This window comes from Roseicyclus sediminis (genome assembly GCF_025515305.1).
GTDB lineage: Bacteria > Pseudomonadota > Alphaproteobacteria > Rhodobacterales > Rhodobacteraceae > Roseibacterium > Roseibacterium sediminis.
The window spans coordinates 62,575-78,575 of sequence record NZ_JAOPHT010000015.1 but is presented as its reverse complement, the minus strand read 5'-3'; the positions used below and the strand labels follow the sequence as shown (position 1 = coordinate 78,575).

Annotated in this window: 16 protein-coding genes; 7 read left to right on the top strand and 9 right to left on the bottom strand. The window is 66.5% G+C overall.

What is annotated here, in order from left to right; translation table 11 throughout:
* Window positions 1-230: 230 nt before the first annotated feature.
* On the bottom strand, window positions 231-1,097 hold the full coding sequence (locus tag N8I71_RS16625) for a 50S ribosomal protein L11 methyltransferase (RefSeq protein ID WP_262879133.1): 867 nt from the start codon (window positions 1,095-1,097) through the stop codon (window positions 231-233).
* Window positions 1,098-1,101: 4 nt separating this feature from the next.
* The gene (locus N8I71_RS16620) at window positions 1,102-2,355 is read right to left on the bottom strand and encodes an MFS transporter (RefSeq protein ID WP_262879132.1); all 1,254 of its coding nucleotides are present in this window, start codon (window positions 2,353-2,355) and stop codon (window positions 1,102-1,104) included.
* A 113-nt stretch (window positions 2,356-2,468) separates the two neighbouring features.
* Here N8I71_RS16620 and N8I71_RS20590 point away from each other — a divergent pair, with 113 nt between their 5' ends.
* Both N8I71_RS20590 and N8I71_RS16610 read left to right on the top strand, forming a co-directional pair.
* Window positions 2,469-4,010 (top strand): winged helix-turn-helix domain-containing protein, encoded by a 1,542-nt coding sequence (locus tag N8I71_RS20590; RefSeq protein WP_316249260.1) that lies wholly within the window; start codon window positions 2,469-2,471, stop codon window positions 4,008-4,010.
* Between the two features lie 3 nt (window positions 4,011-4,013).
* Window positions 4,014-5,510, top strand: coding sequence for a winged helix-turn-helix domain-containing protein (locus N8I71_RS16610; protein WP_262879131.1), 1,497 nt, complete (start codon window positions 4,014-4,016; stop codon window positions 5,508-5,510).
* Here N8I71_RS16610 and N8I71_RS16605 read toward each other — a convergent pair.
* Window positions 5,507-5,713 carry a hypothetical protein gene (locus N8I71_RS16605; RefSeq protein ID WP_262879130.1) on the bottom strand — a complete coding sequence of 69 codons (207 nt, stop codon included), beginning with the start codon at window positions 5,711-5,713 and terminating at the stop codon, window positions 5,507-5,509. The two genes, N8I71_RS16610 and N8I71_RS16605, sit on opposite strands and share 4 nt — an antisense overlap.
* A 162-nt stretch (window positions 5,714-5,875) precedes the next feature.
* Between N8I71_RS16605 and N8I71_RS16600 the strand changes: the two genes are divergently transcribed.
* Window positions 5,876-6,337, top strand: a complete 462-nt coding sequence (locus tag N8I71_RS16600) for a GFA family protein (protein ID WP_262879129.1) — start codon at window positions 5,876-5,878, stop codon at window positions 6,335-6,337.
* Window positions 6,334-6,741, top strand: a complete 408-nt coding sequence (locus tag N8I71_RS16595) for a GFA family protein (protein WP_262879128.1) — start codon at window positions 6,334-6,336, stop codon at window positions 6,739-6,741. The genes N8I71_RS16600 and N8I71_RS16595 overlap by 4 nt, the downstream gene beginning before the upstream one ends.
* A 10-nt stretch (window positions 6,742-6,751) precedes the next feature.
* On the opposite strand, the gene N8I71_RS16590 is transcribed toward N8I71_RS16595, so the two are convergent.
* Together N8I71_RS16590 and N8I71_RS16585 are read right to left on the bottom strand one after the other, a co-directional pair.
* The gene (locus tag N8I71_RS16590; protein WP_262879127.1) at window positions 6,752-8,173 is read right to left on the bottom strand and encodes a homospermidine synthase; all 1,422 of its coding nucleotides are present in this window, start codon (window positions 8,171-8,173) and stop codon (window positions 6,752-6,754) included.
* Window positions 8,174-8,253: 80 nt separating this feature from the next.
* On the bottom strand, window positions 8,254-8,847 hold the full coding sequence (locus tag N8I71_RS16585; protein WP_262879126.1) for a TetR/AcrR family transcriptional regulator: 594 nt from the start codon (window positions 8,845-8,847) through the stop codon (window positions 8,254-8,256).
* A gap of 84 nt (window positions 8,848-8,931) precedes the next feature.
* On the opposite strand from N8I71_RS16585, the gene N8I71_RS16580 reads away from it, so the two are divergent.
* Entirely contained in the window at window positions 8,932-9,393 is a 462-nt protein-coding gene (locus N8I71_RS16580) for a cupin domain-containing protein (RefSeq protein ID WP_262879125.1), read from the top strand.
* Between the two features lie 70 nt (window positions 9,394-9,463).
* Here N8I71_RS16580 and rpsD read toward each other — a convergent pair whose 3' ends face one another.
* The 4 genes from rpsD to N8I71_RS16560 form a co-directional block, all read right to left on the bottom strand.
* Window positions 9,464-10,084, bottom strand: a complete 621-nt coding sequence (rpsD, locus tag N8I71_RS16575) for a 30S ribosomal protein S4 (protein ID WP_262879124.1) — start codon at window positions 10,082-10,084, stop codon at window positions 9,464-9,466.
* 185 nt (window positions 10,085-10,269) lie between these two features.
* Window positions 10,270-11,370: a Hint domain-containing protein gene (locus N8I71_RS16570; protein ID WP_262879123.1), complete on the bottom strand. Its 1,101-nt coding sequence runs from the start codon at window positions 11,368-11,370 to the stop codon at window positions 10,270-10,272.
* A 133-nt stretch (window positions 11,371-11,503) separates the two neighbouring features.
* Window positions 11,504-12,415, bottom strand: coding sequence for a lipid A deacylase LpxR family protein (locus tag N8I71_RS16565; protein WP_262879122.1), 912 nt, complete (start codon window positions 12,413-12,415; stop codon window positions 11,504-11,506).
* Between the two features lie 230 nt (window positions 12,416-12,645).
* Window positions 12,646-14,922 (bottom strand): adenosylcobalamin-dependent ribonucleoside-diphosphate reductase, encoded by a 2,277-nt coding sequence (locus tag N8I71_RS16560; RefSeq protein ID WP_262879121.1) that lies wholly within the window; start codon window positions 14,920-14,922, stop codon window positions 12,646-12,648.
* A 123-nt stretch (window positions 14,923-15,045) separates the two neighbouring features.
* On the opposite strand from N8I71_RS16560, the gene N8I71_RS16555 reads away from it, so the two are divergent.
* Entirely contained in the window at window positions 15,046-15,495 is a 450-nt protein-coding gene (locus N8I71_RS16555; RefSeq protein ID WP_262879120.1) for a DUF1489 family protein, read from the top strand.
* 41 nt (window positions 15,496-15,536) lie between these two features.
* On the top strand, window positions 15,537-16,001 hold the full coding sequence (locus N8I71_RS16550) for an MAPEG family protein (protein WP_262879119.1): 465 nt from the start codon (window positions 15,537-15,539) through the stop codon (window positions 15,999-16,001).

The window sequence follows — 16,001 nt, the reverse complement described above, 5'->3', positions numbered from 1 at the left end:
TCGAAGGCCCTGAAAGAGGTTGAACGAAACCGTCAGGATGCACGACGATACGCCGTTCATCCGAACGATTGCGACCGCGGCCAAAAAAACCGACGCGCCGCGTCTCAGAGATTCGATGCAAGCGATCCGAGAAAGTCGTTTGATTCTGTGCCATTAGGGCGACCTACTTAAAGACTAGGCGCCCCCACCGAACACATTCGTATCACAATTCACCGTCAATTGCGACCAAATTATGGTGAAATTGTGAGCGTGGTCCACTCGCCCAGTTCCGCCCGCCTCGTGCAATGCAGGCCCTCGGCGGCGTAGGCCGCGATCACCTCGTCCGCCTGCGCGTTCAGGATCCCCGACAGAATGATATGCCCGCCCGGTGCGACATGGGCGGCCATCGCCGGCGCCAGCTCGACGAGCGGTCCTTTCAGGATGTTCGCGAAGATCAGATCGAAGGGCGCCCCCGCGGCGATCTCGGGGTGATCGAAACCGGCCGCCTCGATGCATCTGACGCGCGCCGCCACGCCGTTGGCGACGGCGTTGGCCTCGGCCACCTCGACGGCGACGGGGTCGATGTCGGACACAAGCACCGGGTTGGGCGAGGTCAGGGCCGCGGCGATGCCGAGCACGGCGGTACCCGCCCCGATATCCGCCACGCGCTGAGGCACCACGCCCGCGGACAGAAGCTCGTCATAGGCCAACAGACACCCCTTTGTCGTGCCGTGATGCCCGGTTCCGAAGGCCATCGCCGCCTCGATCAGCAGGGGAATGCACCCCTCCGGCACGCGATCCGCGTCATGGGCGCCGTAAAGGAAGAAGCGGCCCGCCTCCACGGGGTGCAGTTCGCGGCGGACATGGGCGACCCAGTCCGTATCCGGCACAAGCGACACGGCAAATGGTTGCGCGCCGTGCGCGGCCGCGAGGAGGGCGAGGGAAATGCCATCGGGCTCCTCGGTGAAGTAGGCGCCGACCTCCCAGAGGCCCGATCCGTCCTCGAGTTCGAAGATTCCGACGCCGATCGGCTCGGGCGCAATCTCCTCGAGCGCCTCGCCCAGCGCCTCGGCGCGGGCCTTCTCGGGAAGCGTGGTCAGCGCGGTCCAGGTCGGCATGGGACTACTCCGCGGGGGCAGGCTCGGCCACGGCGCGCGCAAAAACCGTCTCGCGCCCCGGCTCGGGATGGCGCGGCACGAGACAGGACAGGATCAGGGACACCCCCGCCATCGCCGCCGCGAGAAGATAGACCGAAACCGGCGACGTGAGCCACAGGTAGCCCAAGGCGGCGGGCAGGAAGACGGCCGCGATGTGGTTGATCGTGAAGGCGACGGCCGCCGTGGGCGCGATGTCGCCTGGCTCCGCGATCTTCTGGAAGTAGGTCTTTATGGCCAGCGCCAGCGCGAAGAAGATGTGGTTCAGCACGTAAAGCGCCGCCGCGATGCCCGGCCCCCAGTCGAAGACATAAAGCCCGGCATAGAGCAGGAAGATCAGCCCGAGCCCCGAATACTCGACGATCAGCGCAAGCCGTTCCCCGAAAAGCGCGACGACCCGGCCCAGCAGGGGCGCCGCGATCATGTTGGCCAGAAGCGTCCCCATGAAGAGCGCGGTGATCTGGTGCACCTCGTAGCCGTACCGCTCGACCATCATGAAGCCCGCGAAGACCACGAAGATCTGCCGCCGTGCGCCCGACATGAACTGCAGCGCGTAGTAGAGCCAGTAGCGCTTGCGCAGGACCATCTTCTTGGTCTGGGGGTTCGGGCTTTCGAACTGGGGAAAGGCGAAGAAGCAGAAGACGGCGATGGCCGCCGTCACTCCGCCGGCGACCCAGTAGACGAAGTCGTAGCTGAGGTCATAGGTCCGCCACGTCACCACGATCAGGAGATAGGCCACCAGCGTCGCGCCGGATCCTACCGACAGAAGCCAGCCCAGCATCTGCGGCGCCTTCTTCTTGTCCAGCCATTGAAGCTGCAGCGACTGGTTCACCGTCTCGTAGTAGTGGAAGCCGATGGAACTGAGGAGTGTCACGAACAGCAGACCGCCCAGGGTCGGGAATTGCGCCGTCAGCGCCGTCGCCATGCCCAGAAGCACCAGCGACACCAGCGCCAGCACCTGTTCGCGGATGAAGATGATCAGGAGGATCACGCCGATGGCGAAGAACCCGGGAATCTCGCGCACGGTGTGAAGCCAGCCGATATCGGCGCCGTCGAACCCGGCCATCTCGATGACGAAGTTGTTCAGGAGCGCCGACCAGGTGGCGAAGGCGATCGGCATGGCGAAGGCCATCACCGCCAGAAGCGCGATGGGCCGCCGCCAGAGGGGCAACCGCTCGGCTTCCGCGAGCGAGAGTGTCCTGAGAGTGTCGCCAAGTGCCATCATCGGGCATTTACGCCCAATTCCGGCCCTTGGCGAGGGCGCAATGCGTGCGTGCATGCACACGTCGCGGATGGCGCTTGGCTGCCCGTGACGCTCTGTTAGGGTGAACGGGGATGACCGTTGGGGCGCTTGCCGATATGCCGGACAATGACACGCGAGGCGCCTTTCGACTGGACCGGGAAAGCCGTGCGCTTCTCGTTGACGGCGCCCCGGTTGCCCTCGGGGCGCGCGCCTTCGACGTGCTGACCCATCTCGACCTGCATCGCGACCGCGTCGTGTCGAAAGCAGAGCTTCTGGAGACGGTCTGGGGCGGGCTGGCCGTGGAGGAAGGGAACCTGACCGTGCAGATCAGCGCGCTCAGGAAGGTGCTGGGACCCAAGGCCATCGCGACGGTGCCGGGCGTGGGCTACAAGCTGGCAAGCGGCACCGCACCTGCCGCACCCGATGGCCCGGCCCTCCCGGACATCCCGTCGCTTGCCGTGCTGCCCTTCTCCAACCTCACCGCAAAGCCCGATCAGGACTACCTCGTGGACGGCATCGTCACCGAACTGATCGCGACACTGACCAAGGTCCCCGGCCTATTCGTCATCGCCGCCACGTCGAGCTTCGCCTACCGGGGCCGCGCGGTGCAACTGGCCGACGTCGGCCGCGAACTGGGTGTGCGATACGTTCTGGAAGGATCGGTCCAGCAGGCGGGCATGTCGCTGCGGATCACGGTGCAACTCGTGGAGGCGGCTACGGGACGGTCGATCTGGTCCGAGCGCTTCACCGGCGAACTCGACGACATCTTCGACCTGCAGGACCGCCTGACCGAAAGCGTCGCCGCAGCAATCGAACCCACCCTCCGCGCCGCCGAGGCCCTGCGATCCCGCGAGAAGCCGCAGCAAGACAAGCGCGCCTATGACCTCTGCCTGCAGGTGGAGCGGGTGATCCGCTATACCTCCAAGCCGGAGGATTTCACCCGCGCCTTCGCGCTGCTCGACGAGGCCATCGCGCTCGACCAGGGCTATGCCTACGCCCGCGCGCTGCGTTGTTGGGCCTACACCATCGCGGCGGGCGGCCGGTTCATCAAGACGCAGCAGGCCCGGCATATCGTGCCGGATGCCTACGCGCTGATGGACAGTGGGACGGGTGATGCGATCACACTGACCTATGCCGGGCATGCCGCCGCATATCTCGACAAGGGCGCCGAGGTTGGCCTTGTGGCGCTCCGAAAGGCCAAGTCCCTCAATCCCAACTCGGTGGCGGTCCTCTGTTCCTCCGGCTGGCTCCATTCCTATGTGGGTGAGTTCGAAACCGCACTGCAGGACATCAACCGCGCCCTGCGCCTCAATCCGCTCGACCCCAACCATGGTTTCGTACGAAGCGCGCTTGGCCCGATCCTCACAGGTCTTGGCCGCGTGGACGAGGCGATCACCGTTCTGGAGCAATCCTATCACGAGGCGCCCAATTACGGCTCCACGGTGTTTCAGCTTATCCTGTCCTATTGGCGTACAGGCCGGATAGAGGACGCCAGGCGCATGGGGCGGGAGTTCATGCGGATCAACCCCGAAATGACCCTGCGCTACACGCTTGAGACCACACCGTTCAAACACGAGCCGCAGCTTCAGCTTATCCGCGAGGCTCTGCCCGCCTGCGGCATTCCCGAAGGCTGACGCATGCCGGACGTCCAAATCCAGCCCGACACGCGGGAGGTTCTTGTCGACGGCGCCCCCGTCACGATGGGCGCCCGCGCTTTCGACGTGCTGGCGCACCTTCATGCGAACCAGGACCGCGTCGTGTCGAAGGCGGAACTCCTGGAAACCGTATGGGGTGGGCTCGCCGTTGAGGAGGGCAACCTAACCGTCCAGATCAGCACGCTGAGGAAAGCACTGGGGCCCAAGGCCATCGCGACGGTGCCGGGCGTGGGCTACAAGCTGGCGATCGGGGCCGCGTCCGCGACACCGAGAGGACCCGCCCTGCCCGACAAGCCGTCCCTCGTCGTCCTGCCCTTCGCCAACCTCTCCGGCACGGCGGAGAACGACTATCTCGTCGACGGGCTGATCACAGACATCATCGCCAGCCTTTCGCGTCTCTCGGCGCTTTACGTCATCGCCGCCTCCACCAGTTTCCGCTTCAAGGGCCAGCCCGTCGACATCGCCGATGTCGGACGACAGCTAGGCGTGCGCTATGCCGTCGAGGGGTCCGTCCAACAGGCGGGCGCGTCCCTGCGGGTAACGGTGCAACTGGTCGAGGCCGAGACCGGGCGCACGATCTGGTCGGAACGCTTCACCGGCGAGACGCAAAACGTGTTCGACCTCCAGGACGAGATCGCCGCCCGCGTGGCAGGCGCAGTCGAGCCAAAGCTCATGTTCGCCGAGGCGGGCCTGTCGCAGGGCAAGCCGACCGGGGATCTCGGCGCCTACGACCTTGTCCTGCGAGCCCTGCCGCATGTCTACCGGGTCCAGACGCTCGAGGATTTCCGCAAGGGGGTGGACCTTCTCGATCGGGCCATAGAACGCGACCCGGGGTACAGGATGGCGAAGGCGTGGAAGGTGCGCGCCTACCTCATCGCTCGGGGTGCGCGGATGATCTCCTGGGAGGAAAACCTGGAAGCCGCGCCGCTGGCGAAGACGTTGTTGGCGGAGGCCGGGGACGACCCGTTGGTGCTGGTGTTCGCGGGCCAGTTCTTCGCGTTTTCCGGCTGGGGCCAGGAGGAAGGGGCCGAGGCCGTACGACGCGCGCGCCGCCTTTGCCCCAATTCGGCGCTGGTCAATCTCTCGGCCGGTTGGCCGCTCAGCTACATCGGCGCCTATGACGAGGCGATCGAGGCCTTCGAGAAGGGGATGCGCCTCGATCCGCTCGGGGACATGGTCGTCTATTGCCGGATGGGCGCGAGCCTCTGCCATCTCCATTCCGGCCGTATCGAGACTGCCGTCGCCCTGTCGGAACAGGTCGTCGCCGAGCTACCGTCCTACGGCACCGGCGTGCAGACCCTGGTCCTCGCCTACTGGGCCGCGGGGCGTGTGGATGACGCTCGGCGGACGGCGGAGGCCCTGCGGAGGATCGTGCCGGACGTGACGCTGACGGCCACGCTGGAAAGTTCCCCCTATCGGCGCCCCGAACAGCGGCAGATGATGATCGACGCGTTCCGGGGTGCGGGCCTGCCCGATTAGCGCAGCAGGTTGTCGACGGAGCGGCGCGCGGCCTCGCGGCGAGCGGTCTTTTCAAGTTCCTTCCGGCCATCGGGCGCGGTGCGGGCGAAGAACGCCGGGATCATGTCGACGAGGCGCCAGACCTGCGTCTCGGCGGCTTCGCGGGCCTTCTGCATCTGACGGCCGCGGGCGTTGAGGTCGGTGTTGGTGTTGAAGGTGGTCATTGGCTTGGCTCCGGTTCGGGTGTCGTTTCGTTGATCCCAAACTGCCCGGTCCCGGATTAAACGTCCTTTGGCGCGCCCTTAATCGGCATTAAACGTTCCAAAGAAGGTGACCCGCTGTTAGCCTTTCCGCCGAGGGCGCCTTGCCAGCCAACGGGGGCAGCGATGTCGAAACACCAAGGCTCGTGCGCCTGTGGCGCGGTGCGGATCGAAGCCGGGGCAGATCCGGCCATTGTCTCCATGTGCCATTGCCTGCAATGCCAGAAGCGCACGGGCAGCACCTACAGCGTCCACGCCTACTGGCCGCGCGAGGAGGTTTCCGTTACGGGCGGGCGGACGGCCTATCGACGTGCGGGCGACACGGGCTGTTACATCACCTTCCGCTTCTGCCCCCAGTGCAGCTCCACCACCGACTGGGACGTGGAGGCGATGCTGGACCTCATCGGCGTCCCCGTCGGCCTTTTCGCCGATCCGGCCTTCCCGCCACCCACCACGTCGATCTTCGTTCCGCACAAACACGGTTGGGTCGTGATCCCCGAGGGCGTGCCGCAGAACGAGGGCCACGGCGCGGCATTTCTGGACGCTGCGGCCGCGGCGCTGGCGCGTCGGACGGAAGCCGGATCGTGAAGGTCGACGGAAGCTGTCTGTGCGGGGCCATCGCCTACGAGGCGGTCATCGACCCCGACCGGTGCGTCATCTGCCATTGCACGAACTGCCAGATCAACTCGGGCACGGGGTTCGGGTGGGTCGTCCACGTGCAGGATCGAAACTTCACCCTCAAGAAGGGGGCCCTGAAGGTCTACGAAACCAAGGCCGACAGCGGGAGGCGCCGCCTCCTCAGCTTCTGCGGCGATTGCGGGACGCGCATCCATGCGCAGACCCCGGAAGAGCCGGACAGTTTCTTCGGACTGCGGGCGGGGACGATCCGTCAACGCGCGCAGTTGCGCCCTCGGCAACAGGTCTGGTGCGGATCAGCGATGCCATGGGTCTTCGACCTCGGCGCGATCCCCGGATCCGAGCGGCAGAGTTGACGGGACGCCGTCAGCTCGCCAGCACGTTGCGGAAGGCCCAGGGCTCCTCGGGGTCGATGTCTTCGGGGAACAACTCCCACCGATCCTGAAGCGGCGTCCAGTTCGTGTAATGCGCCTCGACCGGGCCAAGATAAGGGCGCTGGACCTCCAGGCACCGGGCATGGTCCATCTCGTCCGCCTCGACGATGCCCGCGTTCGGGTTCTCCAGCGCCCAGACCATGCCGGCCAGAACCGCGCTCGTCACCTGCAGACCCGTTGCGTTCTGGTAGGGCGCAAGCTCACGGGTTTCCTCGTTCGACAGGCGCGAGCCGTACCAGAGCGCGTTCTTCTCATGGCCGTAGAGCAGGACGCCGAGCTCGTCGATGCCCTCCACGATCTCGTCCTCGCCGAGGATGTGGTGCTTCTCCTGCGTGCGGCCCGAGCCGAACATCTCGTGGAGCGAAAGGACCGCGTCGTCGCACGGGTGGTAGGCATAGTGGCAGGTCGGGCGGTACTCCGGCTCCGCGCCCCGGCCGATGGTGTAGTAGTCCGAGATCGAGATCGCCTCGTTATGCGTCACGAGGAAGCCGAACTGCGGGCCCGGCGTCGGGCACCAGGTGTGGACGCGGGTGATCGCACCCGGCCGGTCGAGCCAGATCGCGGCCTGGCATCCGGCCTCCTGCCGATGCCCGTTCTCGGGGAACCACGGCTCGTGCGTGCCCCAGCCAAGCTCGGCGGGCTGGAATCCTTCGGCGATGAAGCCCTCGACCGACCATGTGTTCACGAAGACGCCGCGCGGGCGCGGCAGACGGCGCGCCTGCGTGTCTCGCTCGGCGATATGCACGCCCTTGACCCCGAGGCCCTGCATCAGCCGGGCCCAGCCCTCCCGGTCGGTGGGGACAGTCGCCTCACGGCCGGTGTCGCGGGCCAGCGTCAGGAGCGCCTCCTTCACGAACCACGACACCATGCCCGGGTTGGCCCCGCAGCAGGAGACGGCGGTGGTGCCGCCGGGATTACGCGCCTTCTCGTCCCGCACCGCCTGCCGCAGGGCGTAGTTCGTGCGCGCGGCATTGTCGGTGGTGTTGAAGTAGTAGCCCTCCCAAGGCTCGACGACGGTGTCGATATAGGGAACGCCCAGCTCGCGGCAGAACCTCATCAGATCGAGCGATGAGGTATCCACGCTGAGGTTCACGCAGAACCCCATGCCGGGTTCCAGAAGCCCGGCGAGCACCTCGCGGTAATTCTCGGACGTCAGCGATTCCTGAACATGCGCGATGCGGTGCTGTCGCAGGAAGTTGGCCTTGGCGGGATCGGGCTCGATCACGACCAGTTTGTCAGCGTCGTAGTCGAAGTGTCTCTCGATCAGCGGCCAAGTCCCCTTGCCGATCGAGCCGAAGCCGATGATCACGATGGGGCCGTCGATCCGGCCGTAAACGGGATAGTCCTGTGCCACCTGCGCCTCCTCTTGGGGGTCCGCCCGTCATAGGCGGCATGGGACGGCAACGCAAACCCGCAAGCCGCACACTCGTCGCCCTAGGGCAGGTAGCGGTCGATCAGCACGACGGCCGTCTCCGCGACGCACTGTCTCGCGGCCTCCCTGTCCGCGCGCGCGACGTCCAGTAGCGCGATCATCGCCTCGGTGCCGGTATTGACGGTCAGCGAACGGACCAGTGCCTCCCGTTGCGCCGGGGCAAGGCGTTCCGGCCCCTCGTCGAGCGCACGCTCGAACATCGCCACGCGCCGCGCGCCACGACTGACCGTCTGCTCGGCCGGTCGCCAGGCGTCGAGCCAGCGCGACAGGAAGGCACGGAACTCCACCTCGTGCTCCAGCGCGAGATCGAAGAAATAAAGCGCGATGGCGACCAGCCGCTCGCGCGTTCCGGCGCAGCCCCTGGTGATGGTCTCGTAGCTGCGCACCTCCAGCGCCAGCCCGGCCTCTGCGGCCAGAACGCTCGGGTCCGAGAAATAGCGATAGGCGGTGGCGCGCGAGACGCCCGCGCGCCCGGCTGCTGCGTTCAGCGTCACCGCCTGCCCCTCGGCCAACAGTTCACGCGCGGCGGCGAGGATGGCTTCACGCGTGCGGGACTTCTGCGCGCGGCGTTCGTGGGTGGATGGAGTTACGGTCACGCGGTACACCTTATGAGACACTTGTCTTGTTATGAGACTGGTGTATTATGAGCATCACCCGACCTTCGGCTCAAGGAGAAAGCGATGTCCCGCCACCGCCGCTATGAAACCCTCGGTATCCTCATGACCTTTCACGCCTTCCCCGACGAAGTGATGGGCAAGTTCTGCCTCGTCGAGGCCGTCGTTCCACCGGGTCTTGGCGCACCGCCGAACACGCATGCCGGCGAAACGGAGACATTCGTGGTCCTGGACGGCGAGGTCGATTTCATGGTCGACGGCGTCGAGCGTCGCGTCGGCCCCGGGCAAAGCCTGTCGATCCCGGACGGGGCATTGCACGCCTTCGCGGCCAAAGGGTCGAAACCCGCGCGCGTCATGATCCTGAATGCGCCGGGTCGGATGCACGAGCAGTTCTTCACCGAGCTTGGCACGCCCGTCACCGATGACCGGACCGCACCGGCGCCGCAGGAGGGGCCACCCGACGTGGCCCGCATCATGGCCGTCGCGGAGGCATGCGGCATGACCATCGTGGCCCCGGCCGAGGCGTAGGTCTTGCGAAATGGAAAAGGCCGCGTCCCTCTCGGGCGCGGCCTTCGCATGTCTTCGCTGAAGAGCTGAATCAGTTCTGAGCGTAGTATTCGATGACGAGGTTCGGTTCCATCTGCACCGCGTAGGGCACGTCGCCGAGACCCGGCGTCCGCACGAAGGTCGCGGTCATTTTCGAGTGGTCCGCGTCGATGTAGTCCGGCACGTCACGCTCTGCAAGTTGAACGGCCTCCAGCACGGTCGCAAGCTGCTTGGACTTGCCGCGCACCTCGATCACGTCGCCTTCCTTGACCCGGTAGGAGGGAATGTTGACGCGCTGACCGTTCACGGTGACATGGCCGTGGTTCACGAACTGGCGTGCGGCGAAGATCGTCGGGACGAACTTGGCGCGGTAGACGACGGCGTCGAGACGACGCTCGAGCAGGCCGATCAGAAGTTCGCCGGTATCGCCCCGCTGACGCTCGGCGTCGGCGTAGATGCGACGGAACTGCTTCTCGGTCAGGTCGCCGTAGTAGCCCTTGAGCTTCTGCTTGGCGCGGAGCTGCAGGCCGAAGTCCGAAAGTTTGCCCTTGCGGCGCTGGCCGTGCTGGCCGGGGCCATATTCGCGCTTGTTCACGGGGGACTTCGGGCGGCCCCAGATGTTCTCGCCCATGCGGCGGTCGATCTTGTACTTGGCAGAGGTGCGTTTGGTCACCGTCTGATCTCCTTCTGACGTGCTGCCCGGAAGCAGCTATGAAGGGCGTTGTCCTTTCCCGTTTCCGGGCGACAGGCATCCCCTTGCGGGGGCCACCAACACCAAATGAAAACCCGGCTGCCAACAGCCGGGATGGCGGGCTTCTACACCAGTGAAAGCTGCTGTCAATGCCCGGGGGCTGGCGGTCAGGCCGCCCGCGGCGGGGTCACGGCGCCGTCGAACAGGATCGCCGCCTCGGCCCGGTTCAGCATCCTGCGCGCGGGTGCACCATAGGCGAAGGGATCGCGCTCGAGCTCCGGGCGCATCTCGTATAGGCACTCGCGCTGCAGGGCCGACAGCGTGCCAAGCCCCATGTAGCCGGGGTGGAAGCTCTCGACCTCGAGGCCATTGGCCCAGATCACCTCGTGCCGCTCCAGCATCAGGTGGATGTACCATGTCTCGCGCAGCGAATGGTCGACGGTCACTCCCCTGTCGCCGACAAGGTCGCCCGCGCGCACCAGCACCTCCGGCTCGCCCCAGAGATCGCGGGCGGCGGCGCCCGAGACGAGGACGCGATGCTCGGGGCTGACGACGAGATCGGCGTCGGGCCGATCCAGGCCCAGCGCGCCGGGCCGCAGCCGGATCGGCCGCTGATCGGGCAGCGCGAAGAGGCGGGCCCCCGACATGCGCCGGTGCCCGGTCCAGAGCACCGCCTGCGGGCCGTCGTCGCGCGTCAGCAGCCGGTCGCCCACGTCGAGGTCCTCGATGGCCACCTCGCCGCGTTCGGTCCGCAGTCGCGTTCCGGGCGTGAAGCAGATGACCGATGGGCGGTCGTCCGGAACGCGAACCGGGACCCGGTCGGAACAGGCGACGATGACGTGGTCGCGCCCGGCGGCGGGCAGGCCATCGGGGAAAAGCAGGACGGGCGGCGCGCCCTGTTCGACGGCGATGGGAACCACGGTGAAGAAGGTCGAGCCGTCCGAGACCACGAAGGCGCCCGAGAAGACAGGATCGCTCTCGTCGGCGAGGGCAGAATCCGGGTCATCGATGGAGGGAAGGCCGGCGGGGCCGGACGCGGGGCGCTGCAGCAACTTGCGCGCGACCCGCGCCGCTCGGGCGCGCAATTCTGAGTGGTCGCGGCTGGATGTCAGCACCAGGGCGGCGCCTTCGCCTTCCAGGGGAAGGGCCCGGCCATGCCAGCTCCAACTCATGCCTTCAGCCAGTTCTTTTTCTGCTTCTGCCGACGACCCGTCCAGAAGGGTTTGCGCCCATGCCACCATGAACGCGCCCCGCAAGCTCGTACCCATGCCCCGCCTCAAGTAACACATACCTCGCCGTTAGCCGGCGTTATGACGCGACGTTACCACGGGTGATTCGCCCTGTGAAGCCACTGATTCGAGTGACCGAATCCCTCGTGTCCACGCCGCACGCCGGCGCCGCCTAGAACCGAAGATCGACCGAGATGGTGCCGACGACCTGCCCTTCCGACTGACCCACGAACTCCTCGCTGAGGTAGGTCATCCCGTAGAAGAAATTGCTGTCGCCCACGCCATAGTTCACGCCCGCCCGAACGCGGTGGCGCTGTTCTTCGAGGGCGGGGCCACGGTTCTCGGGAATGAAGACGGAATCCGCGACCCAGGCGGCATCGGCGCCGAACAGGAACGACCAGCCGCCCAGCGCGTCGACAGCGTTGATCGCCGCGACGCGCTGGCCGCTGACCTGGTCACGCACGCGCAGCCCGTTCTGGCCAAGCGAGCCGATCGTCACGTCGAAACCGGCGCGGGCCAGCGTCTCGACACCGGCCCGGACCTCGACGAAGGGCCGCACGTCGCCGAAGCTCAGTGGAATGTCCTGGCCGATCTCGACATGAGCATCGAGGTATATCCCGTCCTCGACCTCGTTCGCGGCGAGGTTGATCGGGTTGCCGCCGAAGAACTGGTGGATCGAGGAATGGATGTCCATGAGCCCAGTCTGCGGCCCCGTCACCACGAGGTCGGCGCCTGCGGCCACGTCGAAGCCGGACCAGCTGAAATGCGTCGTCGCGCCCAGCCACCAGGATCCGGCATAAAGCCGGTCGCCGGGCGCGGGCGCCGAGAGGTTGTCGGGCGCGATGACCTCGCCGCGAAAGCGGTATTCCATCAGCTGGAAGGGCTGCTCGGGCAGTGACCCGTTCCAGCCCGGACCACGGAGGAGGCTCAGACTGACGGAGCCCGTGCGCCAGCGGTCATAGCGGTCGCCCAACGGCACGCCGAACCAGTCGTTCTCGAAGATCCGCACCACTCCGAGGGTGCGGTTGCCCATGTCCGGCGCCGGCATCGCGTAGGCGATGGCCGGGTCCGATGGCGTCGCCATCGAGAGGCCGTCGGCAAGCGCGGCCCCGGAAAGGGCGGATAATCCGATGGAAATGACGAAAGAACGGCCTGCCGCTCTGTACCGGCCCGGTATTGCCATGTCGCTGCCTCATCTGCTCGCGTGTTTCGCGGGTCTGATCCTGCCGATTTGTCGGCAGGCGATTGGGGCGAAGGATAGCAAGCGACGCGCCACATGGCTACGGCGGAGATTCTAAAGACTTTTCCCGTGTCTTATCCGCACTTCGAATGTCCACAATTCGCGCAGGTCAGGCAGCCTTCGACCATCCGCATGTCGTATTGACCGCAGGACGGGCAGGCTGGCCCGCGCGGGCGCCCGAGGTTCACGACCTCGGCCTGCGGATCGGATTTCAGGCCCATCCCCTCGCCGTCGATGAAGCCGATGGAAATCAGGTGCCGCTCGATCACCCCGCCGATGGCCGCGAGGATCGAGGGGACGTATTTCCCGTTCATCCATGCGCCGCCCCTCGGGTCGAAGACGGCCTTCAGCTCCTCCACCACGAAGGAGACGTCGCCACCCCGCCGGAACACGGCCGAGATCATCCGCGTAAGCGCGAGGATCCAGGCGTAATGCTCCATGTTCTTGGAGTTGATGAAGATCTCGAAGGGCCGCCGGTGCCCGTTCAGGATGATGTCGTTGATCGTGATGTAGAGCGCGTGGTCGCTGTCGGGCCACTTGAGCTTGTAGGTGTGCCCTTCCAGCGACTGGGGCCGGTCCAGCGGCTCGGACATGTAGATGACTTCGCCGTCCCTCGACGCTTCGGCGGCCACGGTCGTTTCGGATTTCGCCGTGTCATCGGCGACCGACAGCACGCTCCCCGTCACCGCGTTCGGGCGATACGTGGTGCAGCCCTTGCACCCGGTCTCGTAGGCTTCGAGGTAGACGTCCTTGAACGCCTCGAAGTCGATGTCGGCGGGCACGTTGATCGTCTTGGAGATCGATGAATCGATCCACGGCTGCGCGGCGGCCTGCATCCGCACATGGTCCATCGGCGCGAGGTCCTGCGCGGTCACGAAATGCTCCGGCAGGTCGGCATTGCCGTGAAGGTCGCGCCACATCTGCATGGCGTAGTCCACCACCTCCTCCTCGCTGCGCGACCCGTCGGGCTGGAGCACTTTGCGGGTGTAGGACGTGGCGAAGATCGGCTCGATCCCGGACGAGACGTTGCCCGCGAAGAGGCTGATCGTCCCGGTAGGCGCTATGGACGTCAGGAGCGCGTTCCTCAGCCCATGCTCCGCGATCAGCGCTTGCACCTCGGGGTCGAGCCGCCGCACCATCGGCGCCTTGGCATAGGCGGCGGCGTCGAACAGCGGAAACGCCCCCTTCTCGGCCGCGATGAGCGCGGAGGCCCGGTAGGACGCGTTGGCGATGAGCCGCATCCATTCGCCGGTCCTCTCCGCCGCTTCCGGCGAGCCATAGCGCAGCCCGGTCATTGCCAGCGCGTCGGCCAGTCCCGTGACGCCGAGGCCGATCCGCCGCTTGGCATGGGCCTCCTGCGCCTGCGCCTCCAGCGGGAAGCGGCTTGCATCCACGACGTTGTCCATCATCCGGATCGCGGTGGCGACGAGGTCGGACAATTCGCCCTCGTCGATCTGCGCCGCGTCGCTGAACGGTTCGCGCACCAGCCGGGCGAGGTTCACCGAGCCCAGAAGGCAGGCGCCGTAGGGCGGCAGCGGCTGCTCCCCGCAGGGGTTCGTGGCCGCGATCGTCTCGGCATAGCTCAGGTTGTTCTCGGAGTTGATGCGGTCGATGAAGATCACGCCCGGCTCGGCGTAATCGTAGGTCGCCCGCATCATCCGGTTCCACAGGTCGCGGGCGCGGATCGTCTTGTAGACCTGCCCGCCGAAGATCAGTTCCCACGGCCCGTCCGCCTTCACCGCCTCCATGAAGGCGTCGGTGGCGAGCACGCTGACGTTGAACATGCGCAGGCGGGCGGGATCGGCCTTGGCCGCGATGAAGTCCTCGATATCGGGATGGTCGCAGCGCATGGTCGCCATCATCGCGCCCCGGCGCGAGCCGGCCGACATGATGGTGCGGCACATCGCGTCCCAGACGTCCATGAAGCTGAGCGGCCCCGAGGCATCCGCCGCCACCCCCGCGACCGGCGCGCCCTTGGGCCGGATGGTGGAGAAGTCGTAGCCGATCCCGCCGCCCTGCTGCATCGTCAGCGCGGCTTCCTTCAGGGACTCGAAGATGCCGCCCATGCTGTCGGGGATCGTCCCCATCACGAAGCAGTTGAAGAGGGTGACGGACCGCCCCGTTCCCGCGCCCGCCACGATCCGGCCGGCCGGGAGATAGCGGAAATCCTCCAGCGCCTCGTAGAATCCCCCCTCCCAGTCGGCGGGCGTTTCCTCGACCGAGGCGAGCGCGCGCGCGATCCGGTGCCAGGTGTCCTCGACCGACTCGTCGAGCGGCAGGCCTTCGGCGGTCTTGAGACGGTATTTCATGTCCCAGATGGCTTCCGCGATCGGGGCGGCGAAACGGGTCATCTGCGCATCTCCTGAAACAGGCGATCAGGATACATTTTGCACGTGGATATCTCAACAGGTTGCAGAAAGATGTGACGGACCTACGATATCTGGCAGGAAAAGCGGGATTCTGTGGGGAAATCTGTGAGCAAATCTGGGGACAGCGTAGGGAAGGTGCACCTCATCAAGCTCTGCGTCGGCGCGGAGGCGGTGGAGGACCTGACCGACTGGCAGAAGAACCCCCGCGCCAAGGGGCCGGACGGCCTGCCACGCCATGTCACCAGGATGTGGCCGAAGCGCGCCGAAGAGGTGCTGAACGGCGGCTCGCTCTACTGGGTGTTCAAGGGGCTCGTGCTGTGCCGCCAACGCGTCATCCGCCTCGACGAGGTCGACCGGGGCGACGGCATCCTGCGCTGCGGGATCGTGCTGGACCCGGAGGTGACGCGTGTCGCCTCGACACCGAAGCGCCCGTTCCAGGGCTGGCGCTACCTGGCCCCGGAGGATGCCCCGCGCGACCTGCCAAAGGGCCGCGAAAGCGAGGAGGCCCTGCCGCCCTCGCTCCAGTCCGCGCTGGCCGAGATCGGCGTGCTCTGAGCATGGTTGCGCCTGTCCGGATCCGCCCATAGCCTGTCGGCATGTCCCTCTACAGCATCGAGAACCCCGTTTTCCTGGCCTACGCGATCGCGGTGGCCATCAGTGCGCTCAAGCTCATGGGACAGGGCTGGGTCACAGTCGCGCTGATGATGCGAAAGGGCCGCGGTTTCGCCAGCCCCGAAGACCTCCGGCCCGGCGCGTTGAACCGCGTGCCGGACCCCGCGAAGCTTGCTCCAGACCCCGACGTGGAGCGGTCGCGCCGGATGCACCGCAACGACCTCGAGAACATCCCCGGCTTTGTCTTCGCCGGCTTCGTCTTCGTCGCGGTCGATCCGCCCTACGCGCTTGCCGTCGTCTGCTTCGCGGGTTTCGTGATCGCCCGCGCGCTCCATGCCTGGGCCTATGCCGGCGCAAAGGGGCATGAGACGCGCGCGACTTTCTACACGGTCGGGTCGCTCATCGTGATCTTCATGGCGCTCTGGAGCCTCGGCGCGCTTCTGTTCTGA